Annotated in this window: 24 protein-coding genes; 10 read left to right on the forward strand and 14 right to left on the reverse strand. The window is 65.0% G+C overall.

Annotation, left to right across the window (positions count from 1 at the left end):
* Positions 1-16: 16 nt before the first annotated feature.
* Entirely contained in the window at positions 17-2,023 is a 2,007-nt protein-coding gene (locus K3U96_RS23310; protein ID WP_220691231.1) for a prolyl oligopeptidase family serine peptidase, read from the forward strand.
* On the opposite strand, the gene K3U96_RS23315 is transcribed toward K3U96_RS23310, so the two are convergent.
* Positions 2,016-3,275, reverse strand: a complete 1,260-nt coding sequence (locus K3U96_RS23315) for a Dyp-type peroxidase (RefSeq protein ID WP_220691232.1) — start codon at positions 3,273-3,275, stop codon at positions 2,016-2,018. The two genes, K3U96_RS23310 and K3U96_RS23315, sit on opposite strands and share 8 nt — an antisense overlap.
* On the reverse strand, positions 3,272-4,195 hold the full coding sequence (locus tag K3U96_RS23320) for an EfeM/EfeO family lipoprotein (RefSeq protein WP_220691233.1): 924 nt from the start codon (positions 4,193-4,195) through the stop codon (positions 3,272-3,274). The genes K3U96_RS23315 and K3U96_RS23320 overlap by 4 nt, the downstream gene beginning before the upstream one ends.
* Positions 4,196-5,076: 881 nt before the next feature.
* On the opposite strand from K3U96_RS23320, the gene K3U96_RS23325 reads away from it, so the two are divergent.
* Positions 5,077-5,793 carry a response regulator transcription factor gene (locus tag K3U96_RS23325; RefSeq protein ID WP_069404670.1) on the forward strand — a complete coding sequence of 239 codons (717 nt, stop codon included), beginning with the start codon at positions 5,077-5,079 and terminating at the stop codon, positions 5,791-5,793.
* A 22-nt stretch (positions 5,794-5,815) separates the two neighbouring features.
* On the opposite strand, the gene K3U96_RS23330 is transcribed toward K3U96_RS23325, so the two are convergent.
* A complete protein-coding gene (locus tag K3U96_RS23330; RefSeq protein WP_220691234.1) occupies positions 5,816-6,016 on the reverse strand; it encodes a cytochrome P450 in 201 nt (66 codons plus the stop codon).
* Positions 6,017-6,191: 175 nt separating this feature from the next.
* On the opposite strand from K3U96_RS23330, the gene K3U96_RS23335 reads away from it, so the two are divergent.
* The 4 genes from K3U96_RS23335 to K3U96_RS23350 all read left to right on the forward strand — a co-directional run bounded on the left by K3U96_RS23335 (position 6,192) and on the right by K3U96_RS23350 (position 11,075).
* Complete coding sequence (locus tag K3U96_RS23335; RefSeq protein ID WP_220691235.1) at positions 6,192-8,396, forward strand: PatA/PatG family cyanobactin maturation protease; 2,205 nt, start codon at positions 6,192-6,194, stop codon at positions 8,394-8,396.
* 264 nt (positions 8,397-8,660) lie between these two features.
* On the forward strand, positions 8,661-8,837 hold the full coding sequence (locus K3U96_RS23340; protein ID WP_165614109.1) for a hypothetical protein: 177 nt from the start codon (positions 8,661-8,663) through the stop codon (positions 8,835-8,837).
* Between the two features lie 92 nt (positions 8,838-8,929).
* Positions 8,930-9,361, forward strand: coding sequence for a hypothetical protein (locus K3U96_RS23345; RefSeq protein WP_131815072.1), 432 nt, complete (start codon positions 8,930-8,932; stop codon positions 9,359-9,361).
* Between the two features lie 328 nt (positions 9,362-9,689).
* The gene (locus K3U96_RS23350) at positions 9,690-11,075 is read left to right on the forward strand and encodes a glycosyltransferase family 2 protein (protein ID WP_220691236.1); all 1,386 of its coding nucleotides are present in this window, start codon (positions 9,690-9,692) and stop codon (positions 11,073-11,075) included.
* Here K3U96_RS23350 and K3U96_RS23355 read toward each other — a convergent pair.
* The 5 genes from K3U96_RS23355 to K3U96_RS23375 form a co-directional block, all read right to left on the reverse strand.
* On the reverse strand, positions 11,063-11,818 hold the full coding sequence (locus tag K3U96_RS23355) for a methyltransferase domain-containing protein (protein ID WP_069404666.1): 756 nt from the start codon (positions 11,816-11,818) through the stop codon (positions 11,063-11,065). The genes K3U96_RS23350 and K3U96_RS23355 overlap by 13 nt on opposite strands.
* 51 nt (positions 11,819-11,869) lie before the next feature.
* Positions 11,870-12,841, reverse strand: a complete 972-nt coding sequence (locus tag K3U96_RS23360; RefSeq protein ID WP_220691237.1) for a cyanobactin maturation protease PatG family protein — start codon at positions 12,839-12,841, stop codon at positions 11,870-11,872.
* A complete protein-coding gene (locus tag K3U96_RS23365) occupies positions 12,838-13,506 on the reverse strand; it encodes a LuxR C-terminal-related transcriptional regulator (RefSeq protein ID WP_069404664.1) in 669 nt (222 codons plus the stop codon). The genes K3U96_RS23360 and K3U96_RS23365 overlap by 4 nt, the downstream gene beginning before the upstream one ends.
* Positions 13,507-13,573: 67 nt before the next feature.
* Positions 13,574-14,833: an alpha/beta hydrolase family protein gene (locus K3U96_RS23370; RefSeq protein ID WP_220691238.1), complete on the reverse strand. Its 1,260-nt coding sequence runs from the start codon at positions 14,831-14,833 to the stop codon at positions 13,574-13,576.
* Positions 14,834-14,854: 21 nt separating this feature from the next.
* Positions 14,855-16,381: a S8 family peptidase gene (locus K3U96_RS23375; protein WP_220691239.1), complete on the reverse strand. Its 1,527-nt coding sequence runs from the start codon at positions 16,379-16,381 to the stop codon at positions 14,855-14,857.
* 240 nt (positions 16,382-16,621) lie between these two features.
* Between K3U96_RS23375 and K3U96_RS23380 the strand changes: the two genes are divergently transcribed.
* Positions 16,622-18,286: a M4 family metallopeptidase gene (locus K3U96_RS23380; protein WP_230982259.1), complete on the forward strand. Its 1,665-nt coding sequence runs from the start codon at positions 16,622-16,624 to the stop codon at positions 18,284-18,286.
* Positions 18,287-18,338: 52 nt separating this feature from the next.
* Complete coding sequence (locus K3U96_RS23385) at positions 18,339-19,244, forward strand: crotonase/enoyl-CoA hydratase family protein (RefSeq protein ID WP_220691240.1); 906 nt, start codon at positions 18,339-18,341, stop codon at positions 19,242-19,244.
* On the opposite strand, the gene K3U96_RS23390 is transcribed toward K3U96_RS23385, so the two are convergent.
* The 6 genes from K3U96_RS23390 to K3U96_RS23415 form a co-directional block, all read right to left on the reverse strand.
* Complete coding sequence (locus K3U96_RS23390; protein WP_220691241.1) at positions 19,224-20,213, reverse strand: DUF2889 domain-containing protein; 990 nt, start codon at positions 20,211-20,213, stop codon at positions 19,224-19,226. The genes K3U96_RS23385 and K3U96_RS23390 overlap by 21 nt on opposite strands.
* 28 nt (positions 20,214-20,241) lie before the next feature.
* Positions 20,242-21,093 carry a hypothetical protein gene (locus tag K3U96_RS23395; protein WP_220691242.1) on the reverse strand — a complete coding sequence of 284 codons (852 nt, stop codon included), beginning with the start codon at positions 21,091-21,093 and terminating at the stop codon, positions 20,242-20,244.
* Between the two features lie 109 nt (positions 21,094-21,202).
* The gene (locus tag K3U96_RS23400; RefSeq protein ID WP_220691243.1) at positions 21,203-22,720 is read right to left on the reverse strand and encodes an aldehyde dehydrogenase family protein; all 1,518 of its coding nucleotides are present in this window, start codon (positions 22,718-22,720) and stop codon (positions 21,203-21,205) included.
* A gap of 9 nt (positions 22,721-22,729) precedes the next feature.
* Entirely contained in the window at positions 22,730-23,296 is a 567-nt protein-coding gene (locus tag K3U96_RS23405) for a phosphatase PAP2 family protein (protein ID WP_230982260.1), read from the reverse strand.
* Positions 23,293-23,808 carry a mycothiol transferase gene (locus K3U96_RS23410; RefSeq protein ID WP_220691244.1) on the reverse strand — a complete coding sequence of 172 codons (516 nt, stop codon included), beginning with the start codon at positions 23,806-23,808 and terminating at the stop codon, positions 23,293-23,295. Before K3U96_RS23410 ends, K3U96_RS23405 begins: the two co-directional genes overlap by 4 nt.
* 13 nt (positions 23,809-23,821) lie before the next feature.
* A complete protein-coding gene (locus K3U96_RS23415) occupies positions 23,822-24,226 on the reverse strand; it encodes a VOC family protein (RefSeq protein WP_220691245.1) in 405 nt (134 codons plus the stop codon).
* Between the two features lie 22 nt (positions 24,227-24,248).
* Between K3U96_RS23415 and K3U96_RS23420 the strand changes: the two genes are divergently transcribed.
* Both K3U96_RS23420 and K3U96_RS23425 read left to right on the forward strand, forming a co-directional pair.
* Positions 24,249-25,982 (forward strand): N-acyl-D-amino-acid deacylase family protein, encoded by a 1,734-nt coding sequence (locus tag K3U96_RS23420; protein ID WP_220691246.1) that lies wholly within the window; start codon positions 24,249-24,251, stop codon positions 25,980-25,982.
* Positions 25,979-26,353, forward strand: coding sequence for a pyridoxamine 5'-phosphate oxidase family protein (locus tag K3U96_RS23425; RefSeq protein ID WP_220691247.1), 375 nt, complete (start codon positions 25,979-25,981; stop codon positions 26,351-26,353). The genes K3U96_RS23420 and K3U96_RS23425 overlap by 4 nt, the downstream gene beginning before the upstream one ends.
* The last annotated feature ends 18 nt before the right edge of the window (positions 26,354-26,371 follow it).

A 26,371-nucleotide genomic window follows, 5' to 3' on the forward strand; every position in this document is an offset into this window, starting at 1 on the left:
ACGCTGAGCCGCCACAATGGCTGACGTGACCGATGACCCGTATCTCTGGCTCGAAGACATCACCGGCGACGACGCGCTGGATTGGGTGCGCAAGCACAACGAACCGACGCTGGCGCAGTTCGGCGGTGAACGCTTCGAGCAGATGCGCGTCGAGGCGCTGGAAGTGCTCGACACCGATGCCCGCATCCCCTATGTGCGTCGGCGCGGGGAGTATCTCTACAACTTCTGGCGCGACGCGGCCAACCCGCGCGGGCGGTGGCGGCGCACCACGCTGGCCAGCTACCGCAGCGAGGAACCCGAGTGGGATGTACTCATCGACGTCGACGTGCTCGCGGCCGCCGAGGACGAGAACTGGGTATGGGCAGGCGCCGACGTCATCGAGCCCGATCACCATCTGGCGCTCGTCGAGTTGTCGCGCGGCGGTTCGGATGCGGCGGTGGTGCGCGAATTCGACATGCGGACACGGGAATTCGTTTCGGACGGGTTCGAGCTGCCCGAGGCCAAGACGCAGATCACCTGGGAGGACGAAAACACCGTCCTGGTCGGTACCGACTTCGGCGAGGGCTCGCTGACCGAATCGGGTTATCCACGCCTGGTCAAGCGGTGGCGACGGGGCCAACGGCTCGCCGACGCCGAGACAGTCTTCAGCGCGGCGCCCGACGACGTCATCGTCGCGGCCGGTGTGGACCGCACGCCGGGGTTCGAGCGCACCATGATCAGCAGGGCGATCGACTTCTTCAACGACGAGGTCTACGAACTACGCGGCGAGGAGCTCATCCGCATCGACGCGCCCACCGATGCCACCGTCGCGGCGCATCGCAACTGGTTGCTGATCGAGCTGCGCACCGACTGGTTCACCGGATCGGCGCAGTATGCGGCCGGCTCGCTGCTGGCCGCGGACTACGACGAATTCCTCGCCGGCACCGCGGAACTGGCGGTGGTGTTCGAACCCGACGAGCACACCAGCCTGAACCACTACGCGTGGACCCGCGATCGGCTGGTGATGGTGACACTGGCCGACGTCGCCAGCCGGGTGCAGATCGTGACGCCGGGGACGTGGCGGGCCGAGCCGGCGCCCGGCCTGCCGCCCAACACCAACACGGTGATCGTGACGGCCGACGATCTCGGCGACGAGATCTTCCTGGACTCAAGCGGATTCGACACCCCGTCCCGCCTGCTACACGGACCCGCCGGCGGCGAGCTGACCGAGATCAAGCGGGCGCCGTCGTTCTTCGACGCCGCCGATCTCGTCGTCACCCAGTACTTCGCGGAGTCCGACGACGGCACCGAGGTCCCGTATTTCGTTGTCGGCCACCGTCACGTCGAAGCGCCGGGCCCGACGCTGCTCGGCGGGTACGGCGGCTTCGAGGTCGCCAACACACCGAGCTACGGCGGTGTGCTTGGCCGGCTGTGGTTGGCGCGCGGCGGCACCTACGTGCTGGCCAACATTCGCGGCGGCGGAGAGTACGGCCCACGGTGGCACACCCAGGCGATGCGCGAGAACAGGCATCTGGTGTACGAGGACTTCGCGGCTGTGGCAAGAGATCTGGTGGCGCGGGGCATCACCACCGTCGAGGAGCTCGGCGCGCAGGGCGGCAGCAACGGCGGGCTGCTGATGGGCGTGATGCTGACGCACTATCCGGAGCTGTTCGGTGCGCTGGTGTGCAGCGTGCCGCTGCTGGACATGCGCCGGTTCCACCTGCTGTTGGCCGGCGCGTCCTGGGTTGCCGAGTACGGCGATCCCGACAATCCAGAAGACTGGGCGTTCATCTCCAAATACTCACCGTACCAGAATATCTCGGCTGACCGGCGCTATCCGCCGGTGCTGATCACCACGTCCACCCGCGATGATCGGGTGCATCCGGGACATGCCCGCAAGATGACGGCGGCGCTGGAGGCGGCCGGCCATCCGGTGCACTACTACGAGAACATCGAGGGTGGACACGCAGGCGCGGCCGACAACGCCCAGACCGCGTTCCGGTCGGCGTTGATCTACGAGTTCCTGTGGTCGGTGCTCAGCTGACCAGTTGGTCGCCCAGGAACCGGTCGGGGCCGGTTGCGCCGGGCAGGATGAAGAAGAAGCCGCCGCCGACCGGCAGGATGTACTCCTCGAGCGGTTCACCCTTCAACCGGTCCTGCACGGTCAGAAAACCCTTCTTCAGGCTGCGCTGGTAGGCGATGAAGGCCAGGCCCTGATCGAGCCGGCCCGCCCCGTCGAAACCCCGCGAGTAGTTGAATCCGCGGCGCAGGATCAGGTTCTCGTCGGTCTGCGGGGTGCGGGGGTTGGCCAGCCGGATGTGGGCGTCAAGCGGAATCCGGTTGCCGTCGGGGTCCGCGGCATAGTCGGGATCGGCGAACTCGTCGGACATGCCCAGCGGCGCCCCGCTGACCTTGTTGCGCCCGAAGATCGCCTCCTGTTCGACGAGCTGGGTACGGTCCCAGAACTCGACGAACATCCGGATGATGCGTACCGCCTGGTACGAGCCGCCGACTGCCCACTCGGGCTCGCCGTCGTCGGCGCCTACCCAGACGTGGCGGTCCATCACGGCGGTGTCGTCCACGTCGAGGTTGGAGGTTCCGTCCTTGAACCCGAGCAGGTTTCGCGGTGTCGTCGCCTCCGAGGCCCGGCCGGCACCGATGCCGCGCGCGTAGCCGTCGACCATCCATCGCAACACCAGGTCGCTTCGGGTGCGGCGCATCAGCTGTCGCAGCGCGAACTGCACGGTGTCGATGTGCCCGGCCTCGAAGATGATCGACAGGTCGCCGTGTGACAGTTTCGGATCCAGCCGGTCGTTGGCCAGAAACGGCATGGTGACCAGTTCCCTGGGTTTGCGATCGGCCAGGCCGAACCGGTCGTCGAACAGCGACGCCCCGACCCCGACCACGATGGACAGGTTGTCGGCCGGCGGCTTGTCCCCGAGGATGCCCGAGTCCACGGGCGGGTATTCCGGATCGCGCACCTCCGGCGGCTTGCCGGCCATCAGGCCGCGGATCTCGTCGGTGAGCTCGGCCAACGTGGCCGACAGCGCGGCGCGGTCCTTGGACAACACGTTGAACGACGCGACCAGGCCTTGTGCGGGTATCGGCAGCGTGGCGATCCCGGTTTGGTGCGCGCCTTCGAACGGCACGAACTCGGGTTGCGGTGTTGCCGGCGGGCCGTCGTCACGCGAACATCCGACCAGCCCCGCGCCGGCGCCCACGACGGCGCCGGTGCCCAACGCCCCGGCGACGAACGTCCGGCGAGAGATGCCCGAGGGCCGCTGCCGCCGAGTCACTTCAGCTTCAACACCCCGGAGACTTGAGACAGGTTCTCCGACAGCCCGGCGAGCTCTGCCTTGAGCTTGTCGATCGTCGGCGGATCGACCGTCACCCCGGTGCACCGCGGCGACGGGTAGGGGTCGTTCTCGGTGCAGAACAGCACCCAGCCGTCACCGCGACGCAGCGGCCGCATGGTGTCGAAGATCGAGTTCAACCCGGCGCCGATCTTGCCCAACAACGCCGGATCCGCCTTCACCAACGCGGGATTCAACGTGTTGACGGCATCGCGGGCACCCTGCAGGTTGGCGTCGAAGTCCCACAGGTCGGTCTTGGAGTAGCGGTCCTCTTCGCCGGTGATCTTGCCCTCGGACACTTCTTCGATCAGCTCGGCGGCACCGTTGGACACGTCGACGGGCTTCACCTCGACCGAGGGGAACTTCTCTTTGAGCGCAGCGACGTCCTTGTCGAGCTGGTCGGCGAACGGGGCGCCGCCCTCGGTGGTGTTCTGCGCGAACAGGAGGTATTCCAGACGGTGCCAGCCGGTGAACTCGGGATCGTCGGCGCCTGCGAAGTCCTCGACACGGGCGTCGATCTTGCGGTCGATGTCTTCGACCAGGCCCGCGATCGGCTCGATGCGCTCCCACGGTGCGCGCGACGGCGCGTAGGCCTCCTGGGCGGCCGTCAAATCACCTGCGCGCACGGCATCGGTGAAAACCTTTACCACACGCTGAAGTTCGTCGATGTTGCGCTGCGCGTAGGCCTTGTAGTCGGCGGCCGCCTTGTCCAGGACCTCGGCGGGAACGGTTGGGGCCGCGGACGTCGTGGTGGCGTCGGTGGTCGCGGCGGCGTCGCTGTCGCCGGAGCCGTCACTGGAACAGCCGGCCAGGATGAGGCTGACTGCTGCCACGGGCACGGTCCATGCGATGTAGCGGTTCATATGCACCTCTCCGTCGGGCGAGGCTGAACATAACACCTCGCGCATGTCGGAGGGTAGGCACACCTAACAGGACGCACCGCGTCGCCGAACGTTGGGTTGGCGTACGCCTGACGGCAGTAAATGTCTATTCCCCCCACAGTCGCTGCGCACCGATAAGTGCAAGGCCCACCGCCGTGCACGTGTTTCCTGGACTAGCCCGCGCGAATCGCCGCTGCCGCCGATGCGGTATAGGTCACCGCCGGTGCGATTACCACGCCGGGATAGCTGGGGACCGACTTCCGAATAATCCAGAGAAACAAGGCCCTTGCGCTGAGCGGCGATCTGGCAAATTACCGGCGCTTCGCCAGTCCCTACGGTAAGCAATTTCGCGCCGGACCTACTGCGCGCCGACTCGCCATCGCGATCGTCGAACTCGACGGCCCCGATTGAGCACAGCGGCAACGCGCCTTTGGCGTTGCGCCTGACCAAAGGCATTCCGGCTGGCTGGCCAACACGGATTCCGCCATTTCCGATGGTGCATTTACTGGACCCTGAATTCGATTTGGCTTTGGCAAATCGACCCTCGGCATTTATCCCGTGCCGCCGCGGCCTTCGAATTTGCCGACTCGTCTGCAAATCGAGTTTTGACCGCAGCAGCCCTACCACTATCTCGGTCCGCCACTTGCGATTTCAGCAACGCGCGGCAAGTTAGCGCTCTATCGTAGGCCCGATTCTTTGGGCTGGTTCAGCGATCAACGACCGGAGAATGCAGTAGCCAATCGTGGTGCGGGAAAGCGCAGAAAGTGGCACGATATGCCGGTCGGACTCACAGCAAACGACGTTTCGGTCCAGTCGGCGGCGGCGAACCGAATTGCCCGACGCTTCGGGGCGGGAGTTGAAGCATGCGACAGCGCGTGTTCATCGTCGCCGTCCGACTGTGGGCGCAGTTGCTCGAACTTCAGATCAGGCAATTGGGTGACTTCGATGTCGTCGGCAGTGCGGCCGACGGCGCCGTTGCCCTGGCCGAACTCGAGCGCATCTGCTCACCGGGCTGCATCGTCGTCATCGACGCCACGACCCGGCACGCACTTCAGTTTGCGACAGCGATGAACCGATCCCATCCATCGACGAGGATCGTCGCGGTCGGGCTCGATGAGGATCCTGGACAAGCCATCGCGTGGGCCACCGCGGGAGCAGTCGGCCTCGTCGAGGGCAACGCAACTTACGAGGAACTGCTCAACGCACTAGGCGAAGTGTCCGGCGGTGCGGCACATTGTTCGGCAGGTATCTCCGGCGCGCTGCTTCGCGGGATCGGAGGCGGCAAAGCCGACCGCCGGTTGACCGTTCGGTCCAGAACATCCGAGGCCGGCAGTCTCCTGAGTAGCCGTGAGCAGGAGGTCGCCTGGCTCGTAGCGGGAGGCTTCACGAACAAGGAGATCGCGGAACGTCTGCAGATCTCACCGGGAACGGTGAAAAGTCACGTGCACAACGTGATCCGCAAACTCGGTGTGGTACGCAGAGGACACGTCGCTGTGACACTCCCCCAGCAGACCAAGCTGTGCCACGGCCACGAGCACCCGACTGCAGTTGTCGGACAACTCCCCGCCGAGGTGAGCTGAGCCTTCGACCCGCGTACTTCGGTCAGATCGAAACCTGCTGCGGCAGAAGCGGTGCGACCGAATTCCACCTGCGCTGCTCGCGCAGTATGGGTGATTCTCCGTCGGAGATCCGGTCCAGCCGACCGATCAAGATCTTGCGATCGACCTGATCCTGTGCTTGCCGCTGCTTGACCTTGATGAGTTCGCTGCGGACATTCTGAATGTCAGTTTTCTTGCGCGCCATGCTCTTTGTGGTAGACCTCAAGCTCGGCTCATGTCAAGCGGGCACCGCGCAAATGGTCCAGACGGTCTATATCCTGTGACCGATAGATAGAGGCCGGCGCAAAGCCAGGGTGCACGGCCAAAGATCGACCCTACGGGGAATTGTCTGCCGCTGTGTTGACGAGCAGCATTGCGCCATGGCTGAGGTGATGACCGCGCAAGCGGTTTCCGACCCGCTGGGCCCGGGGCATACCTCCATGATCCTCAGCGAGCTCAGCGCGCTGCGCGATCAGATACCGCCTAACCCTGACATATGCGTCGCGATCCTCGACGGCCCAGTTGATCTAGGCCACCCGTGTTTTCGTGGTGCAACCCTACGGCGGGTAGATACGCTGGTCGGCGACCAGGCCGGCCCCGGCCCGATGTCGGCGCACGGCACGCACGTGGCCAGCGTGGTCTTCGGCCAACCCCTCAACGGAACCCTCGGCTTGGCATCCGGGTGCCGCGGCGTGGTCGCCCCGGTGTTCCGTGACAACAGTGGATACCTTTCGCAACTCGATCTCGCGCGTGCGATCGAACGCAGCGTCAACGAAGGCGCGCAGGTAATCAACATCAGCGGTGGGGAGCGGGTCTCCGGCGGGGACCCAGACCCCTTGCTCGCTCGCGCGATCGATCTCTGCGAGCAGAGTGGTGTGTTGGTCGTCGCGGCCACCGGCAACGACAGCTGTGACTGCGTCCACGTCCCGGCGGCGATCCCGACGGTGCTGGCCGTGGGAGCCCTCGGTCGTTCAGGCGACCCCGTGCCGTCAAGCAACTTCGGCAGCTCGTACTCCGCACACGGCGTGCTCGCGCCGGGAGAGAAGATCCCCGGCGCGGTACCCGGTGGCGCGATCACGACCTACACCGGATCAAGCTTCGCAACACCCATAGTCAGCGCCCTAGCTGCCCTGATGCTCTGTGAACAGCTGCGGTTGTTCGGCACAACCGACATCACCGCCGTGCGCGAGGCGATCTTGAAGAGCGCGTTGCCATGCGTCGAAGGCGAACCGGACCGGTTATCGCGCTGTCTCGGCGGGATTTTAAACGTACGGGGCGCGCACGAACTCATCACACGAGGAGGCGAAGTGACCCAAATAAGTGGACTGTATGCCACACACATGGCCGCACCGGGAGGCGCAATGGCCACGCCGGTCGCCGGAGTCGTACCTGCCGGCGCCGCACCGGGCGGCGGTGAGCTTCCCCCGATGGACCCGGGTCCGCCGCCCCCAAGCATGCCTGCGCAGCCACCACCGCCCGCCATGACAGCTCCCGCGGTTGCGGTGGCACCGAGCCCACCTGAAGCGGCCGTGATCGCATCCGAAGCTCCTCCGGTCGCGATCCCCGCGCCGGTGGCCGCAGCGCCCGCCGTCGTTGCGTCGGGTGGCGGTGGCTGCTCGTGCGGAACGAAACCGTCTGGTGAAGCGCCGACGCCACCGGTCGCGGCGAATCCGACACCGGTCGCGCGCGTCTTCGCGATCGGCAACATCGGCTTCGACTTCGGCACCGAGGCCCGTCGCGACACATTCCGCCAGCTGATGCCGGTGACCGAAAGCTTCGATTCACCACCCATACAACGGGAACCAAATCCATATGACGCCACCCAACTCGCCGACTACCTCGACAGCAATCCGTGGGATTGCACGAAGGTGATATGGACGGTGAACCTCGATCTGACGCCGGTTTACGCCGTCGAGGCAGAGGTCACCTACGCCGAACGCGTCTACGAACTGTTCCGGACAATCCTGCGAAACCAGGTTCTGCCCGCATTCGACGAGAACTTCGTATCCCGCGTGTCGCTGCCCGGTGTGCTGACCGATCGAACGGTCCGGCTCTACTCCGGGCAGGTGGTCCCGGTTGTCGTGGTACAGCGTCGGGGGTTGGCCGCTTGGAGCGAACAGGCGCTTGTCAACGCCGTGGTGGAGTCGATCGATCTGCCGTCCGTGCTCAGCGCCGTCGGTGTGGCTGATGAGGACGCCGCGCAGCGCCGCCTGGAGCAAAAAGTGCGCCAGATGCTGGACAAGGTGTACTACGAACTGCGCAACCTGGGCACGTCGCCGCAGGACCGCGCGATCAATTACATGGCGACCAACGCGTTCAACTACACGTCGGTCATCGCACAAGGACTTCTGTCCGGGGAGGTCGCCGACAGCGACACGACGGTCCTGTACTCCCTCGAGAGCATCAGCGCGGTCCGAAGCCCGTACTGCCGAATCGATTCGGATTGCTGGGACGTGCGGTTCACGTTCTTCGCACCCGACAACGATCGACGCGCGCGGGTCGTGTACCAAACCACGGTCGACGTCAGCGACGAGCTTCCTGTGGCGCTGTCGCCGACACATCAGTACCTATTAGGCGGAGGCTAAGCCATGCAACCCAAGAAGCGCTCAGAACTCATCCCGCTGCAGTCGCCGGGCATTCCGCGACAAGCCGAGGCCGGCGGTAGACCGGATTCTGCTGGGGTCACCGCGTCTCGCAGCTGCGGAGACCTCACAGGTCCTGCCCGCTCAATCTGCTACCTGAATCAAGGCATCAGCGGGTTCTGACGGAGACCCTGAAAGGAGTTGACCATCAGCTAATACGTCATCGCTGCATCACACGGATAAGTTCTCATCACCAAGGAGTAAGCAATGTCCACCACAACCATGCTTCCGATTCAGGCCGCCCCGATAGACCGCACACCTTCTGGCGCAGCAGCTTTCGCAGACCAAACCGGTGTCGACGCGTCGGGCTTCTGGGACGTACTGGGTGACGTCGGCAAGGCCGCAGGCAGCGCCGCATTGTCATCTCTGGCCGGCATGATCTGAGTGCTCTGCGGCGCATCGGCGGGCAGCAGCGCCGATGCGCCGCGCCGGGCAGACCCTAGGCCCCTGACAAACCTTGATCCGACGGAGGCGACATGACCGATTCGACGAGCCCGGCCGCAGTGTTTCGGCTGAATGCGCTTGCCCCGGAGGGCACGATGGAGGTGCGCCCGCTTCCCTCTGCACTCAAGCACTCACCAACGCAAGTCGTTGTCGCCCGGCGGCGGGAGTTCATGGCACTCGAACGGGCACCCGAAACACCGTATCTGCCGGTCCAGGCACCACCCGTCGACCGTTCCCCGTCGGCTCGCAACCTCGACGGCACACCGCAGTTACACGTCACCCTCTGGGACCGCACATTCGTTGACATCGACGGCAAGAAGAAGATCATTCGGATGTCGAGGTTCGGGCCGTTCGGCTTGGACCCCAACGATCCCTGTCGGCCCTTCTCCCTTGCCGCACCGTTCAGTGTGGCGATATGTCCGACACTCGCGTCGTACGCAATGGCCGGCTGCGGGCGATGGTGATTTCACTCCGGTGAAACGCCGACAGAAAGGGAAGGGACAAACGCTCATCGGAGTAGTCATTGCGGCACGATTTCCACTCATCACATAGGAGTTATCAATGTCCAGCACAACCAATATCCTTCCGGCACAATCCGCTCCGATCGACCGCACTCCAGCGGGTGCGATGGCATTCGCCGCGAGTTCCGGTGTCCAGGCCTCAGGGTTCTGGGACGTCCTCGGAGATGTGGCCAAAGCCGCCGCCCCTGTTGCGCTGCCCGCGCTGGCCGGCCTGATCTGAAACCGTCGAGGGTGCATCGGCGAGATCTCGCCGGTGCACCCTCTGTCGATCATGACACCCGCATCGCCGCTCGTCAGCTGCGTGATGCCAACATGCAGGCGGCCGCATTTCGTGCGCCAAGCGATCAGACTATTCGCGGCGCAGGACTATCCGACTCGTGAACTGATCATCGTTGGTGACCAGATGTCCGGTGTGTTTCCACCGGGAGTGCGTTTCCTCGAAGCCAACGGCGGCGAAACGATCGGCGCCAAGCGCAATCGGGCGTGCGCGGCCGCCAAAGGCGAATTCATCGCGCTGTGGGATGACGACGATTGGTACGGTCCGCAGCGACTCTCGGCACAACTCGCTCCGCTGATCGACGGCGACGCTGACATCTCGGCGCTCACCGCTTCATTGTTCTTCGATGTGCACAGCTGGACATTCTGGCGTGTGTCCCCAACGTTGCACCGACGCATGTTTCTTCAGGACGTCGCTGCGGGGACGCTGGTGTTCCGGCGTACTCTTTGGGGCGGCTCGGTTCGGTTCCCCGATGCGTCACTCGCCGAAGACGCCGGGTTTGTGGCTTCGGCGCTACGGCGGAAATCCCGCCTGGCCCGGGTCGACGGGTCGGGGCTGTTCATGTACGTTCGCCACGGCCACAACTCCTGGAACTTTCAGTGCGGCAACGGCGATGGATGGCGGGTTGCAGACGAGCCGCGCTTCTCGTCAGCGGACCGGCACTTTTATTCAAAGATCCGGGAATCGGAACATCCCCTTGTGACGTGCATCATGCCGACGGGTGCCAGGCGGTCGTTCGTCCGCCGCGCCTTGACCTATTTCCTCCGCCAGAGTTATGAGCCCCGTGAGCTGGTGATCATCGATGATGGTGAAACACCGGTGCAAGATCTGGCCGCCACGGATGACCGGGTTCGCTATGTGCGGTTGCGGCACCCAATTCCGCTGGGCGAGAAGCGGAACCAGGCCTGTGAACTTGCGCGCGGCGATATCATCGCCCACTGGGACGATGATGACTGGTACCCATCCGATCGCCTCGGCACGCAGATCGCCCGACTTCACAGACATGGCGCCGAGGTCTGCGGCCCGCGGCGGGTACGGTTCTACGCGCCGGCCCGCAATCAGTGCTGGCGCTATGTTTATCCGCAGAATGCGCACCGGCCCTGGGTGGCCGGCAGCGGACTGTGCTACACGCGTGACGCGTGGCGTGCTCATCCATTTGACCCGGTGACCACCGGTGAAGACATCAGGTTCGTTCGGAGCCATGCTTCGAACACCGTGTTCTGCGACAACGATGACGCCCTGTTGGTGGCGATCCTGCATGAGGACAACAGTCATCCCAAGGCGACCAGGTCGATGGGTTGGCAGCCACGGCCGTTACACGAGATCCGGGGACTACTAGGTGATGACTGGGACAGCTATGCGTCGCTTCAACGCACCTGACCGACCACGCCGACACCCATCGAGTAGGCGATGAACGCATTGTGCATCTCACGTACACGCAGGTCTTCCAGCCAGTCCTCCGCGCCGAGCGCACGAGCGACCGGCGTCAGCCTGAACGCCTCGTCGGCGACCTCGACGCTTCGGATCGGGACGGCCGACGCCTCCACGCGGAGAATGTCGATACCTGCGCGGGCGAACCATTCCGGTAGCCTGCGGCCCGAGTCGGGATGGCGGAACCGTTCCGCCGACTTCCGCACGACCTTGCGGGTGATCTCGAGATTGGCCGCGCTGATGGCGAGGGTGTCCCAGTCCGGTTCCATCGCGACGATCCGCCCGCCTGACCGCACCACCCTGGCCATCTCGGCTACGGCAGATGCGGGATCCCGCATGTGCTGGAGTGCGCGTTCAACTCGAGCGGCGGCGAACTCGTCATCGGCGAAGGGCATTTCCGCGGCGTCACCGACGATGAACTCGACATTGGGCCAAGCCGCTGCACGTGATCCTGCCGTAGCGATCATCTCCGGGCTTTCGTCTAACCCGACCGCTCGTCCCGTCGCGCCCACTGACTCCGCGAGATGGCGGACATCGCCACCGGTTCCGCACCCGACGTCGAGCACGGCGTCTCCGGGAAGCAACGCCAGCGCTGAAATGCTGGCTCTCTTCGGCGCTGTCGCGATGGTCTCCGCATCATCGAGATACGAGATGTATTCGCCGACGCCCCCGAAGGCCCCGCCATGGTACATCTCCCAAGGGTAGCTCAATATGCATTGTGTCACAACGTCTTTAATGGATCGCTAGCAAGCGAACCTGCTGCTGGAAATGAACCTGTGGTAGTGCGGTCGCAATACCGGCAGTTGATCACGCACATCGACCGTGAAGACGTAACAAGCCTTGGCTCGCTGCGGTGCGCGAGGGTCGAAAAACACCAGGGTCACGTCCCAGCTGTCTGAATACAACGATCCGACAGGACTTCTGGACACCACGACTCGGCCCAGCGTATAGAGATTCAGACTTTCGGACGCGAGCTCGTGCGATGCCGGGACATCGTCGAGCTCCCATCCGGCAAACAATGGCTCTTTGAAGAATCGACTGGCATGCACAAGTCCCGTTCCGAGGAAGTTCAACGCCCGGTCCGCAGGCGTGTGTCCACCGTTGCGAAGTTCGGCATAGGTCTTGTTCAGCACGGCACGCACCACCGAATCGGCCGTGTCCCGGACATCGACACCGGTCCTCTGCGCGAGCCGCGGATCCTCGAGGAAGGCCGAGACCGCCGAGTCGACGATCACGTTCTCGAGCCACAGGTCAATGCGCCTCGCAGCCACCTCCACCACCGGCAGAACCTGCCCTGATATCAGCCGGGCCGTGCGCGTCGTGAGCCATCCTGCTAACGAAACCCGCGAGACGTAACTGTCACTGCTGGCGGGTGCGGCCTGGCCGTCGATCGCGCGGGCGAGGGTGGACAGAACTTGAGAAACCTCGCCGGCAACGAATTCCTGCCAGTTGCCGCGGTGTGCTCGTTCAGGCTCGAGTGCATAAAGGGCAATGCGGTCCACCTTCAGAACCCAGATGACCTTGTCCACCAACCAGGGTCGGAACCTCAGAAGTCTGCGTAGTTGAACCGGATCGTCTGGGTTGCCACGGATCTGGGCCAAATGCATCTCCTCGCCGATGCTGTCTCGACGCGCCTGCGTACCGAAATCAAACCCGATTGTTCCGACGGCGTAGATGGGACCGGTGCCACCCATTGCCGACGGATGCACGGTCACTCAGTTCCCCCGTTCGGTGCTGCATCACGGTGCGGGGGTAGTGGATTTTCCGGGTTGAGCTTCTGGCGTATGTGCGCGCGCCGGCCCACGCCAAGCTTTCGGATGATGTTGTGGACATGGCTCTTGACGGTGCCCGTGGAGATCTGCAGTCGGGTGGCAATCTCATGGTTCGTCAAACCGTTGGCCACGAGGCGTGCGATCTCCAGTTCGCGAGCCGTAAGCGGTGCGCCGTTTCGATGCAGCCGGGCAACGCCGTTGTTGCCGACGCCTCGAACCAACGCCCCGGAAATTCCGACGGAACACCCAGCCTGGCCCGCCGCCACCTCCCGGAGAGTTGCGCTGAGTTCGTCCAGCGATGCGCTTGAACCGACAAGACCCAGCGCGCCCGTCGTGGCCCAGACGACGGCTCGATCCGGATCTTCACCGACGTTGACTGCCACCAGCCGCTTGCTTGCGTCGGCCTGCCTTATCGCCGCGGCTGTTTCGAGGGCGAAGCGGCCTCCGGCGTCAATCACGACGATCTGGATCGGCCGATCCGATCGCTGCAACTCGGCCACGGCTTCCACGCCGTTGGTGGCGCTGCCGATGATTTCGAAGTCCGGCAGGTGAGCTATCCAGTCGTTGAGGAGCCGTCCCCAGATCTGGACGGCGACGACGGTGTACACACCGTGCCGCGACCTGGCGTCGTCGGGGGCGCTTCGCCTGCGACTCGTCACGCCCGAATCGACCTGTCTAAGTGCGTCCGGCCGCTGCGGCCACTGCCCACATCACCTCGGGATGCCGGATATCGCTGTGGGCTCCGGAGAACGCTGACTGGTTCGCCTTGATGACCGCGTTGGCATCCACCGCGTAGAAGCCGCCCGGATCGAAGTCATAGACATGACCTGCAGCGGCCAGCGGGGTCACCACGGCCGCCGGATTCTGTTGAAATCCGTCCCGTCCCATGGCACCCCATCGATACACGAGGTCATCGACTGCTTCATTGTCTTGACGCGCCAGCATGCTCGCGGTCGGATACCACCATCCGACGGCGCGATCTGCGGAGGTAAAGGTCGCAAGCAGCGGGCCGTCCACCCGATTTGCGAACCCGGCGAGTGCGCCCCTTCGGTCGCCGTCGATCGGCATCGGGGCGGCGAAGGCGAAGTGCGAGAAGGCGCCTTGGATCAAGGTCACTGATTTCACCGGCGATGCCGACCCGGTGAGATTCTCTGGCATCCCGGCCAATGCGTAGGCAACGAGACGCGCGCCGAAGCTGTGGCCGATCAGGTGAACCCGCGGAGCGGGCGTAAGGGCGGCGATCTGCGGACCCAGCCCGTCTTTGCCGACGACGCCGGCGCGGTTCTTCATCTCGTAGTAACTCATGGTGCGCAGTACCTCACGCGCGCCTGACCACAGCCCTGTGAACGGGTTGCCTATTCCCTGTGCGTCACCGTCTCCTTTGGGTGCCATCGCGACACCTTGGCCGATGACAGTGGCGGTATCGCCGTCGAGCATTGCGGCTTCACCGGTGTCCTCGTCGCCTTGGGGGGCGGTTGTCACCAAATTGGCTGCAAGGGACTGGAACTCACTCAGCCGGTCGGGGTCTTGGGGCTTTTCGTCGAGCAGCGCTCCGATGGTCGCCAGATCTTGCTGCTGGTCGGGAAAAGCCGGAGCGAGCGCCGTGACGATCTGCGCACCGGTCGACGGGTGCGGTGTCGCGGTCGCCGGATCGTCGTCCGGGAAGAGAAGCGATGGCCAGAACACCCCGACGACCGCACTTCCCGAGAAGTCGCCGCCGAGTTGGCCGGCGAGGAGGGTGAACATCGCCGCGTACAGGTCGCGAGCCGATTCGACACCGTTGTTCCAGCCATGGGCGAACACAAACAGTTCATCGATGTCGCCTGCGGACACGGCGGCGCGCAGCTCACCGTGACCGTTGCCGACCGACGCGTTCAGCGTCCCGTCGGCGTTGAAATGAACCTCGTAGTAGGGCAGGCCGCTGATCGTGGGCATAGTGTTGTTTCTCCTTCGTTCTCATGTGCTGGACAAGGCACGCATGAGATCGATCAGCCCGGCGCCCTGAAAAAACTGGTGGCGGCCGAGGTCGGATGCGGTATCCATCAACAGCTGCTTCACCAGCTGCGGTTGGCCGATGAACTCTTCTCTGGCCGACAGGAATGCGGCGATCATCCCGGAAACATGCGCAGCGGCCATCGACGTGCCACTGTGCTCGACATACCGAGCGAGGTTTTGTCGCTCGGCGCGTTCCGCGGTGAGGGGTGGCACCCCGGTGGCGAATGCTCCAGTGGCGGCGGAGGTGATTCGTTCGCCGGGAGCGACGAGGTCCGGTTTGAGTCGACCGTCAAGGGTCGGGCCCTTCGATGAGGTGAACGTGACACCGTACGTGTGCGGCCGATACCGATGCACCGAACCGACTGTGATGGCGGTCGCCGAATTGCCCGGGTCGGTGATCGTGGACAGCTGCCCATAAACATCGCTGCTGACCAGCTTGGTCGTCCCGGCTGCACCGGAGTTGCCTGCGCTGACCACGGCCACCACACCCGTCCCGACGAGGAGGTCGAGTTCTTTACACAGCGGGCTCTGCCCGGCGCCGTACTCCTCGGGCAACCAACCGCAGCCGAGTGACAGGTTCACACCGTGGATTTGCAGGCTTCGCCCTTGGCCGTTGATAGTGCGGACATAATCGAGCGCCTCGATGACCACGCTCGACACCGTCTTGGCGTTGTCGTCGAGCACCTTGAGGCTCACCAGGTGAGCTTGCGGCGCCACCCCACTCAGACTTGTGCCCTTGGGCAGCGTTCTTCCAGACCAGCGGGGAAAGCCCTCGACCGTGGGTTCGTTGGACGCGATGCGCAGTCTGCGCGCATCGCTTGGCGAGCAGCCCGCGACGATTCCTGCCACATGAGTGCCGTGGCCGACCAGATCCCGCAACGGATCCGGCGGTGGTCCCAGCGTAGCCGGCAGCGTGAAATCACGGTGCAGATGCTTGACTGAGTCACCAGCCAAAGTGTTGTACTCGGCGAAGTGGGGGTGGTTACGGTCGATGCCGGAATCGAGGATTCCCCAGACGACTCCGGCACCACCGCAACTGTATGTACGCGAGGCGGCGTCGGCCTTGATCGTGGTCAGCGATCGATCGAGATGCGCGTCGACGACCAAGTCCGGCCATACGTGGTAGATGATCTCCAGGGCACGCAACGCCGCCTTCGCATCGGCCGACTTGGCGCCACCCTGTACCAGCCGGATCACTTGATCCGGCGTCAGTGCGCACCGCATGTAGTGTCGGCCGATCGGCACCGGCCGCGGCGGCCGATCACCTGAGCGGAAAACCCTGTCGAACAGTTCGATGAACCGCTCACGCACGGACTCCGGGTCGTCGCCGGCGCGCACCCGCAATTCGACGAGGAGCAGCCGACGATCTTCGTCATCGGCGACCATCGCGTTGGCGGCATCCGGCGACGACGCGTCGGCGGTCGCCAGAACAAGAGGGCTGACAAGCGGCGGACGACGCTGCGGCGCGGGCGGCGGACCGCTCGTCATTGTTCACGCCGTCGATATACGCCAATAAGCGATATATGAATGCAAACGGTCACCAACAGTTTCATCGTTATCGCCTTTGTGTTTGGCACCATATGTCACACCAGTTGCGGCCCGTTCCGTCATTGTCTCTCGATTATTCTCCACTGGAGTTGAAAACCATAGAGTTTCTCAGATAAATGCGGAATATCAGGCGCAGGAGTTAGGGGTGACGCAAAATTACTTAGGGCTGTAATAAAGGAGATGATGAACATGATCAACAACGGCCTCGACAGCTTCTCACTCCATAGCGAGGACTCTCAGCAGGGACCGACACTCGCCGCGATCAACGAGGAGTTGGCGACATCGAGCGCCGTCGCTCCACTGGCTCGCGACAAGCTTGATCCCGAGACGGCCGCACGCCAGTATCTGACGCAGTTGATCGAAAGCCCGCAGATTCCGGCTTTGGCCGACGAGGGCGTGACGACGGAGTACCGCACCCTGAGCACTGAGACCGTGCCGCTCACCGACTCCACGGTGGTCAAGTTCGAACAGGTAGTACAAAAGATTCCGGTGTACGGCTCATTGGTCAGTATCGAGCTCGACCAAGACAATTCAATGCTGGCCGTCAATACCGCGCTCGGCGCACCCACGGACGTCGATTCGGTCGCCAAGCTATCGCCGGCAGATGCCCAGGAAATAATAATCGGCGACGCGGGTGAGGACGCCCTTCCACTTACGACGCCACCCACGTTGAACTACTACTACGACACCAAGGCGGAAAAGTGGCGGCTCGTCTATATCGCCACAAACGTTCCGCGGCGTGGAGAGCATGCATCCACCCGCCAACCGACCGCACTTCCCGAAGTATTCGACTACGTGGTAGATGCGCATTCTGGAGAACTGGTCACGAAACTGTCGCGTACACAATCCATCGTGTGGACACCAGAAGAGCTTGATATCGCCGATGAATTAGGCAACAGCCGACGGGTGCGCGCCGAGCGTGACGAGAATGGCAATACCCGGCTAGTCGATTCGGAACGTCGCATCGAAACCTACGACTTCGAATTTCGTCGAATTGAACTGCAACGCGCAGCCCTTCCCGGCGCTCCGGTGGCTAACCCACCGCAACCGTGGAGTTCGGCTGCCGTGAGCGCCCACGCCAATGCGCAGCAGGTCGCCGACTACCTGTTCCACACGCTGAAACGAAACGGTCTGGATGGCACTGGGGGACGGTTCATTTCATCGATCAACTGCCGTTCGATCCGAGACAACACGCCAAAGCAATGGCGAAACGCCGCCTGGATCGGGACCCAAATGGTCTACGGGCAGCGGATGATCGACGGCAGGCTCCGATCATACGCAGCAGCAATCGATGTCGTCGCGCATGAGATGACCCACGGGCTCACCGACCACACCGCGGGGCTGCAATATCAAGATGAGCCCGGTGCGCTGAACGAGAGCTACTCAGATATTTTCGGCATCATCATCGCCAATGCCCACGAGGACGACATCGAGGAGTGGGACTGGGAGATGGGCGAAGACCTCAGCGGTACCGGAATTCCCTTACGGGACATCAGCGATCCGCCGCGACGCGGACAGCCCGACCATATGAACGACTACCTGGCAACCGAGGGCGATTTCGGCGGGGTACACACGAACAGCGGAATCCACAACAAGGCTGCCTTCAACATCATCACGGCCAAAGACGGGGAGCACCTGTTGTTCACACCCCAAGAGGTTTCTGCGCTTTTCTACCTTGCGCTCACGCAACGGCTGGCGCCTACATCTGGGTTCAGCACCAGCCGCGACGCGCTCGAACTGTCTGCCAAGAGCCTGTTCCGTCGCAGTGCACAAGCAGTGAAGGCCAAGAAGCTCGCGGCCATTTCGAAGGCCTTCGACGACGTCGGGATTCCGGCTCCGAACTGAAGATTCCGCCACGACGGGTCTGGACCATCGACCCCTCTGCCAAACTTGAAAGATGCCGACAACGCCGCAGTTCGAGACCCTGCTCTACGCCGCCGAAGCACCGATCGCGACGATCACGCTGAACCGGCCCGATCAGCTCAACACCATCGTGCCACCGATGCCCGACGAGATCGAGAAGGCAATCGGCCTGGCCGAGCGCGATCCCGCGGTCAAGGTGATGATCCTGCGCGGGGCCGGCCGCGCGTTCTCCGGCGGTTACGATTTCGGCGGCGGCTTCACCCACTGGGGTGAGGCGATGAACACCGACGGCCGCTGGGACCCGGGCAAGGATTTCGCGATGGTCAGCGCGCGGGAGACCAGCCCGCACCAGAAGTTCATGGCGATCTGGCGGGCATCCAAACCCGTCGTCGCCCAGGTGCACGGCTGGTGCGTCGGCGGCGCCAGCGACTACGCCCTGTGCGCCGACATCGTCATCGCCAGCGACGACGCCGTCATCGGGACGCCGTATGCGCGGATGTGGGGCGCCTACCTGACCGGCATGTGGCTTTACCGCCTGAGCCTGTCGAAGGCAAAGTGGCATTCCCTGACTGGTGAACCACTGACCGGAAAAGAAGCTGCCGCAATCGAACTCATCAACGAGTCGGTGCCGTTCGAGAACCTCGAAACCCGGGTCCGTGAGGTTGCGGCCAAGCTGGCGAAGATTCCGCTGTCCCAACTTCAGGCCCAGAAGCTGATCGTCAACCAGGCCTACGAGAACATGGGTCTGGCGTCGACCCAAACGCTGGGCGGTATCCTCGACGGGTTGATGCGCAACACCCCCGATGCGCTCGGCTTCGTCGAAACAGCTGCCTCACAAGGTGTTCGGGCTGCCGTTGAACAACGCGACGGTCCCTGGGGCGATTACAGCCAGGCGTCGTCCGACAGACGACCCGACCCGTCACACGTCATCGAGCCCTGAGCGCAAGTCGAATAGCGCGTCGAGATCGCCGATGGCACGCAGTGTGTCGTTGAGGTGCGTACACGTGCTCGTACCGACGAACTCACCGCGGATACGGCCGCGCAGCTCCGTCAGCGAAAACCCCTGCACACGTTGCGCACTCGCGATCGCACCGGGACATTCCTGCCACGGCAGCACCCGCACGTCCGCCGTGACCGCGGTAATGGTCCGCGTGGACGTGTCCACCGAACCGGTAACGGTGTACTCGTGCACGATCGTCTCGACCCCGTCGCTGTCCATGTGCGAGTCACGGAAGTGGGCGTCGAAGTCCGCGGACCTGTCATCGGCCACGCATAGGTCGAGTCGTCGGTACCTGCGCATCCCGTTGGGGCGCAACGGTTCGACGGCGTGCGCCAACTCGATGGGTGGCGCCAGCGGGCCGCGCGCGGTCGGGACGATGTCGTGGCGGCGGGCATACGACACGAGCGAGGCGTCCGGCGCGAAGCCCGCACAGATACCCGCCATACGATCCGCGGTACCTGCCGGCAGCTTCTGCTCGACGCCGAGTTCAATCCCCCTGTACTGCAACGCATAACCGGATACCAGCGCCGCACCCACCCAATCGTCGAGCAGCAGGTGCAGCAGGCTGGCCCGATCGACTTCGCCGGGGAGCAGCTCAGCCACCGCCGAACGGAACCCGGGACCGACGCGGTGGCCGATCAGCCGGCTCAGCCGGTCGTCGGGCGGCACGGCAGCGATCCCGTCGATGACCCGGCCGGTCAGGTGCGCGCGCAGCCCGAGGTGGCCGAGCGTATCCACCGCGTCGGGACCGCGTCCCGCCACGTCGCTGGCGCGCAGGTCGACATCGGAGCTCCCGTCACCGTCCGGATGGGTGTCGATGGTGCTGGTGCGACGCAAGGCACCGGTGGCCAGCGGCGGCGATGTCTGGACGGGCAGCTGCGGGCCGACGATGTCCGAGACGAACGGCATGAGTCGACGGTATCAATGCAAAGGCGGGCTAAGCGTCGCGGCTTCGCAAACCGCCCAACATCGCCACCAGCACCCCGAACACCACCAGCGCGGCGCCGGCGGCCAACGTCAGGTTCAGCCAGTGGTGCAGGCTGTCTTCTGCGCGGCTGACCATCACGTCGGCGATCTGGCGGATGTCGCCGGCGGTGCGGTTGAGCGCGTCGTTGACATGGCCGCGCGCCACCTCCAGCCCGGCCCATCCCGCCGCACCAACCAGCAGAGCTGACACCCCCAGCGCCGCGAGCGTTTTCCCGCGGGATCGGGATGCCGCCAAGGTCAACAGGGCGAACACACCAGTCAAGATCGTCGCGCCGACGGTGATCCACGGCCCCCACGTCGAGACCTGCCGTAGTCGCCCCGGGTACAGGCCGGTGGTTTCGGGCACCGTGATCGGGACGGTCAGCGTCTGCGGGACATCCAGGTCGATATCACCGAGCAACTCCTTGATCGACGGGTCGTTGAGCATCGGGGCGATATCGATCAACCAGCGGTCGGAGCCCTCTTCCCGTTGGACGGAGTCGGTGAACATCCAGCGGTGCGCGATGCGGTTGGCTTGACCGAACTGCCCGGGAAACCCGGCGCTGCTGGTGTAGGCGACGGTGCCGCCGCGAACCAGGTCCCGGTTCAGCGTGTATCCGTTGTCGGCCGCAAAAGAGATGATCTGCCGGGTCAGCTCCGCGGCCATTGCACTCTGCAACTGCGGGTCTTTGGCGGCCGAGGCCGCGAACGCGGCGTAGCCGTCCTCGCTGATGACGTTCCTCTGCGCCCACATCGCGGGCACCGCTACGGCAAGGAGGACCGTGGTGACGAGCCACAACACCACGGTCGCCACCAGCCGCACGCGTGCCCTCCTCGCCTCGTTGCCCTAGTCGAACTTACTCAAGCCCTTCGGCCGCAGATCTTCTGCGCCGACGGGCAAAGACCTCGGTGAGGTTTCGGCGATGCCCGAGCTACTTCGCGACGCGCCGCGGTCGGGCCAACGCCAACTTGGTCATCAGCTTGTTCATCCGCTTGAGCGCCTTGAGCGAGTTGTTGTAGTAGTTTCCGCCCGCGCCGACGTTGGTGCGCGGCGCCACCACCGCCTCCTGGCGGCAGAACTTGCGCACCCCGTCGGGACCGCCGAACCGCGCCCCGATGCCCGAGGTCTTCCAGCCACCCATCGGCGCCGTCGTGCACATCAGGTTGGAGATCACGTCGTTGACGTTGACCGCTCCGCAATCCAGTTGCAAAGCAACCGATTTGGCACGTTCGATATCTTTCGAGAACACCGATGCCGACAGGCCGTACGGGCTGTCGTTTGCCAGCCGGACCGCTTCGGCCACACTGGCCACCTTCATGATCGGCAGCGTCGGGCCGAACGTCTCCTCGGTCATGCACGCCATCGAGTGGTCCACGTTCACCAGCACGGTCGGCGGATAGAAACTGCCAGGGCCGTCCGGTCGCTTGCCGCCGGTGAGCGCCTTCGCGCCGGCGGCCACCGCCTCGCGGACGTGCCGGTCGGTCACCTCGACCTGGCTCTCATCGATCATCGAGCCGAAGTCATATCCCTCGCCCGCACCCATCTTCAGGTTCGCCACCGCGCGCACGACCGCCGCGACGAACTCGTCGTACACCGACTCCAGCGCGTACACCCGCTCCACCGATACACACGTCTGGCCGGCGTTGAACATCGCGCCCCACACCGCGGCGTTGGCCGCCAGCTCGATGTCGGCATCCTCGAGCACGATCATCGGGTCCTTGCCGCCCAGCTCCAGGCTGACCGGGGTGAGCCGGCGCGCGGCCCGCTCCATCACCTTCGCGCCCGTCGCGCTCGAGCCCGTGAACTGAACGTAGTCGGAGTTGTCGACGACGGCCTCGACCGCCTCGCGCGCGCCCTGCACGATCGCCATCACCTCCGGCGCGCCGGAATCCAGCCAGCCGCGCAGCAGCAACTCGGCGGTCAGCGGGGTGCGCTCGGACGGTTTGAGCAGCACCGCGCATCCGGCGGCCAGCGCGGCCAGGCCGTCCATCAACAGGTTGGCGACCGGATAGTTCCACGGCGCGACGATGCCGACCACCGGGCGCGGGCGGTAATGCACCTCGACCTTCTTGATCGACAGGAACGGCAGCGCCGCCGGCCGGGCCTCGGGGGCCAACGCCTTTTCCATCGTCTTGATGTAGTAGGAGGCGATCATGATCAGCAGCGGCACCTCTTGGGCGGCGTCGGTGGCCGACTTGCCGGTCTCCTTGATCAGCAGCGCCTCGATCTCGTCGCGGTGCTCACCCATCCACACCGCGTAACGGGCCAGCACCTTGGCCCGCCCTTTGGCGCCGCGCGCCTCCCACTGCTTCTGCGCCTCGCGCAACCGCGCGGCGACCCGTGGCACGTCGGCGGGGTCGGTCCATCGCACGGTGCCGGCGACGGTGCCGGTCGCGGGATTGCGGACGGTGCCGGTATCGGGCAGCTCAACGTCGGGCGTCGCAGTCATAACCCCATGCTAGCCACCCCGTGTGACCCAGGTCGCACGGGTGTTGACACGCGTCAAGTTCGGTGCGGCGAGCAGGGCCGCGATGCAGACCAGCGACGTTCCCAGCAGCACCCCGCCGATCGTGTCGGTGAAGTAGTGGAAGGTGGTGCCGACCCCGATCACCGCCAGCCCGACATAGACCGTCGCGAACACCAACGCCCACAACGCACATCCGGTGACCAGCACAAAGAGCCCGAGCACGACGGTCGTCGTGGTGATGTGGCCGCTCGGATACGCCAGACCGCCACCCTTGTCCCGGCCGAAGAACGGCTTGATCACCTGCACCAACAGGTAGGCGCCGTACGGCAGCACGGCCGCGATACCGGCGAGCAGCCACCGGCGCCGATACAGCGCGAAGGCTACGGTGGCCGCCACCACCACGGCCAGCGCCAGCGGGTCGGTGAACCCTCGTAGGTCGCGTGTCGGGCTGTTGCTGTACTGGTGAAACCAGTCGTCCAGCCCGGTGCTGGATTTACCGACGACCCAGCCGAGCAGCACCATCGCGGTCAAACCGGCCGCCGGCCACCACCGGATCACGCAATACCGCGCAGGTAGGCGGCGGCACCCAGATGCTGGGCGGCGTCGTCGACGATGCTCACCAGGCGCACCCCCGCGGTGACCGGCGGATCCCAGTGCTCGTCGACGACGCGGCCCAACTCGTCGGGCGTCACCGACGCGATGTACTCCAGCGTCATCTTGTGCACGGCGCGGTAGTAGCCGGCCAGCAGGTCGGCCGACGCGCGCACCTTGGCGACCTCTTCGGGCCCGTCGCCGTAGCCCATCGCGTCGCGCGGAAGGTCCAGCTCGAACCGGTCGACCCAGCCGTCGCGGAACCAGACCTGCTCGGTGCCCACGATCGCGCACAGCTGCAGGTCGTGCTGCCGCGCGGCGTGCCAGATCAGCCACGAGATGCTGTTGGCGTTCTCGGTCGGGCGGTAGAACGCGACCTCGTCGCTCAACCCGTCGGTCAGTTCCTCGACGTGCTCGATCTGCCGGGTGAACATGTCCCGCAGCAGTTCGCGGACCGCCGAGACATCAGAGTCAGCCATACCCCGACGGTACTCAGTCCGCCTGGGGCTGCGCGTCACCGGAAAAGCCGTGGAAAACCGCTTCGACGTTGTTACCGTCCGGGTCACGCACGAACGCGCCGTAATAGCCGGGGTGGTACTCCGGCCACAGCCGTGGTGGGTGCAGGGACTCGGCACCGGCCTCGAGCGCGGCGTCGTAGAAGGCCTGCACCGCGGCGGTGTCTGCGGCCGAGAACGCGAAATGCACCTCGCGGTTGGGGCCCGCCGCGTCGCCTTTGCTCATGTCGGCGATCCAGAAGTCGGGCTTGCCGTCCCTGCCGTAGCCGACGGCGACCTGATAGTCCAGCTGCCGGGTGTAACCCAGCACGCCGAGCACCTTGTCGTAGAAGGCCTGCGACCTCTGGAAGTCCGCACAGTTGATTCCGAAGTGATCGATCACCGGGACATCGTAGATTCGACATATGACATACGAACTCGTGATCCGCGGCGGCACCATCGTCGACGGCCTCGGCGGCGAACCCTACGTCGGCGACGTGGCCATCTCTGGCGGGGTGATTGCCGCCGTCGGCGCGGTGGACGGCGACGGGGCGCGCGAGATCGACGCGGCCGGTCTGCTCGTCACCCCAGGGTTCGTCGACCTGCACACCCACTACGACGGCCAGGCGATCTGGTCGGACCGGCTCACCCCGTCCTCCGCGCATGGCGTGACGACGGCGGTGATGGGCAACTGCGGCGTCGGGTTCGCGCCCTGCCGCCCCGAAGACCATGACGTGCTGGTCGACGTGATGGCCGGGGTGGAGGACATCCCCGGTGTGGTGATGGTCGACGGGCTCCCGTGGAGCTGGGAGACGTTCCCGGAGTTCCTCGATGTGCTGGAGTCGCGACACCGGGACATCGACGTGGCGGCCCTTCTGCCGCACTCCCCGCTGCGGGTGTACGTGATGGGCCAGCGCGGCGTCGACCGTGAACCGGCTACGGCCGAGGACCTCGCGCTGATGCGCAAGCTGGCCGCCGAAGCGGTTCAGGTCGGCGCGCTCGGGTTCGCGTCGTCGCGGTTCACGCTGCACAAGACCGAAAGCGGCCGGCCCATCCCGAGTTACGACGCCGACCGCGCCGAGATCGAGGCGATCGCCCGCGGTGTCGACGACGGCGGTGGGGGCCTGATCCAGTTCGTCCCCGACCTCGTCGCCGGCGACTACGAACCCGTGCTGCAGACGGTGTTCGACGTCGCCGAGGACGTCGGCCTTCCGGTCACGTTCACGCTGGCGATCGGCAACGCCGGCGACCCGTTCTTCGTCGACGCGCTCACCATGGTCGAGAAGGCGAACGCCGCCGGCGGTGACGGGCCCCGTGTCACCGCGCAGATCTTCCCAAGGCCGATCGGGCTGGTGCTCGGACTCGAGCTCTCGGGCAACCCGTTCGTCATGTACCCGAGCTACCGGGAGATCGCCGACCTGCCGCTGGCCGAACGCATCGCGCAGATGCGCAGACCCGAGGTCCGCCAACGGATCTTGGCCGATACGCCGGCGTCCGACGGCCACCCGCTGATGTTCGCGGCGCAGGCGTTCGAGTGGATGTTCCCGTTGGGCGATCCGCCGAACTACGAACCGCCGAGGTCGGAGAGCATCGCCAGCCGGGCCCGGGAACGCGGTGTCAGCCCGCTCGAGGAGGCATACGACCGCCTCCTCGACGACGACGGCCATGCCATGCTGCTCGTGACGCTGGCCAACTTCCGCGACGGCAGCCTCGACACGGTGGCGGAGCTGATCCGCCGCGACGATGTCGTGCTGGGCCTCGGCGACGGCGGCGCGCACTACGGAATGATCTGCGACGCAAGCTTTCCCACGTACATGCTGGCGCACTGGGCGCGTGACCGCGCATCCGGCAGGCTGGGGGTGGCCGAGGCGGTGCGCGAGCTGACCTCGGTGCCCGCACGCGTGGCGGGCCTGGCCGACCGCGGCCGAATCGCGGTGGGCTACAAGGCAGACCTCAACGTCATCGACCACGCGGCGGTGCATCTGCACCGGCCCGTCATCGCCTACGACCTGCCCGCGGGCGGTCGCCGCCTGGACCAGGGCGCCGACGGTTACGTGGCGACCATCGTGTCGGGTGAGATCATCGCCGAGAACGGTGTTCCGACCGCGGCGCGCCCCGGCCGGCTGATCCGGGGTCGGCAACCGGAGCCGACGTCATGAGTGTCAAAGTCGACCTCGACAAGCTGGGTGACGCGCTGGCCGATTTCGACTTCGCCTACCTGATCACCGTCGGCGACGACTACCGCGCGCACACCGTCGCGGTGGACCCGGTCCTCGTCGACGGCACGCTCGACGTCGGATCCATCGGCAAGACCACACAACGCAACGTCACCGCGCACGGCGATGTCACGGTGCTCTGGCCGCCGCGCGAACCTGGCGGCTACTCGTTGATCGTCGACGGAACCGGCCGACCCGCTGACGACACGTTGCAGATCACGCCGACCCGCGCGGTGCTGCACCGTAAAGCCACGGCTCAATCGCCGTCGACGAGCCCGGACTGCCTGCACGACTGCGTGCCGCTGAAGAAGTAATCCCGCTGCGCGGCCCGC

The sequence above is a fragment of the Mycolicibacterium holsaticum DSM 44478 = JCM 12374 genome, from assembly GCF_019645835.1.
Classification (GTDB): Bacteria; Actinomycetota; Actinomycetes; order Mycobacteriales; family Mycobacteriaceae; genus Mycobacterium; species Mycobacterium holsaticum.

Excerpts from the sequence above, each read along its gene's own strand:
- K3U96_RS23340 (WP_165614109.1), top strand. The coding sequence starts at position 8,661 with ATGTCCACCACAACCATGCTTCCGATTCAGGCCGCCCCGATAGACCGC.
- K3U96_RS23425 (WP_220691247.1), top strand. The coding sequence starts at position 25,979 with ATGAGTGTCAAAGTCGACCTCGACAAGCTGGGTGACGCGCTGGCCGAT.
- K3U96_RS23400 (WP_220691243.1), bottom strand. The coding sequence starts at position 22,720 with ATGACTGCGACGCCCGACGTTGAGCTGCCCGATACCGGCACCGTCCGC.
- K3U96_RS23370 (WP_220691238.1), bottom strand. The coding sequence starts at position 14,833 with ATGCCCACGATCAGCGGCCTGCCCTACTACGAGGTTCATTTCAACGCC.
- K3U96_RS23410 (WP_220691244.1), bottom strand. The coding sequence starts at position 23,808 with ATGGCTGACTCTGATGTCTCGGCGGTCCGCGAACTGCTGCGGGACATG.
- K3U96_RS23335 (WP_220691235.1), top strand. The coding sequence starts at position 6,192 with ATGGCTGAGGTGATGACCGCGCAAGCGGTTTCCGACCCGCTGGGCCCG.
- K3U96_RS23350 (WP_220691236.1), top strand. The coding sequence starts at position 9,690 with ATGACACCCGCATCGCCGCTCGTCAGCTGCGTGATGCCAACATGCAGG.
- K3U96_RS23355 (WP_069404666.1), bottom strand. The coding sequence starts at position 11,818 with ATGTACCATGGCGGGGCCTTCGGGGGCGTCGGCGAATACATCTCGTAT.
- K3U96_RS23375 (WP_220691239.1), bottom strand. The coding sequence starts at position 16,381 with ATGACGAGCGGTCCGCCGCCCGCGCCGCAGCGTCGTCCGCCGCTTGTC.
- K3U96_RS23330 (WP_220691234.1), bottom strand. The coding sequence starts at position 6,016 with ATGGCGCGCAAGAAAACTGACATTCAGAATGTCCGCAGCGAACTCATC.
- K3U96_RS23385 (WP_220691240.1), top strand. The coding sequence starts at position 18,339 with ATGCCGACAACGCCGCAGTTCGAGACCCTGCTCTACGCCGCCGAAGCA.
- K3U96_RS23325 (WP_069404670.1), top strand. The coding sequence starts at position 5,077 with ATGCGACAGCGCGTGTTCATCGTCGCCGTCCGACTGTGGGCGCAGTTG.
- K3U96_RS23320 (WP_220691233.1), bottom strand. The coding sequence starts at position 4,195 with ATGAACCGCTACATCGCATGGACCGTGCCCGTGGCAGCAGTCAGCCTC.
- K3U96_RS23420 (WP_220691246.1), top strand. The coding sequence starts at position 24,249 with ATGACATACGAACTCGTGATCCGCGGCGGCACCATCGTCGACGGCCTC.
- K3U96_RS23380 (WP_230982259.1), top strand. The coding sequence starts at position 16,622 with ATGATGAACATGATCAACAACGGCCTCGACAGCTTCTCACTCCATAGC.
- K3U96_RS23345 (WP_131815072.1), top strand. The coding sequence starts at position 8,930 with ATGACCGATTCGACGAGCCCGGCCGCAGTGTTTCGGCTGAATGCGCTT.
- K3U96_RS23310 (WP_220691231.1), top strand. The coding sequence starts at position 17 with ATGGCTGACGTGACCGATGACCCGTATCTCTGGCTCGAAGACATCACC.
- K3U96_RS23390 (WP_220691241.1), bottom strand. The coding sequence starts at position 20,213 with ATGCCGTTCGTCTCGGACATCGTCGGCCCGCAGCTGCCCGTCCAGACA.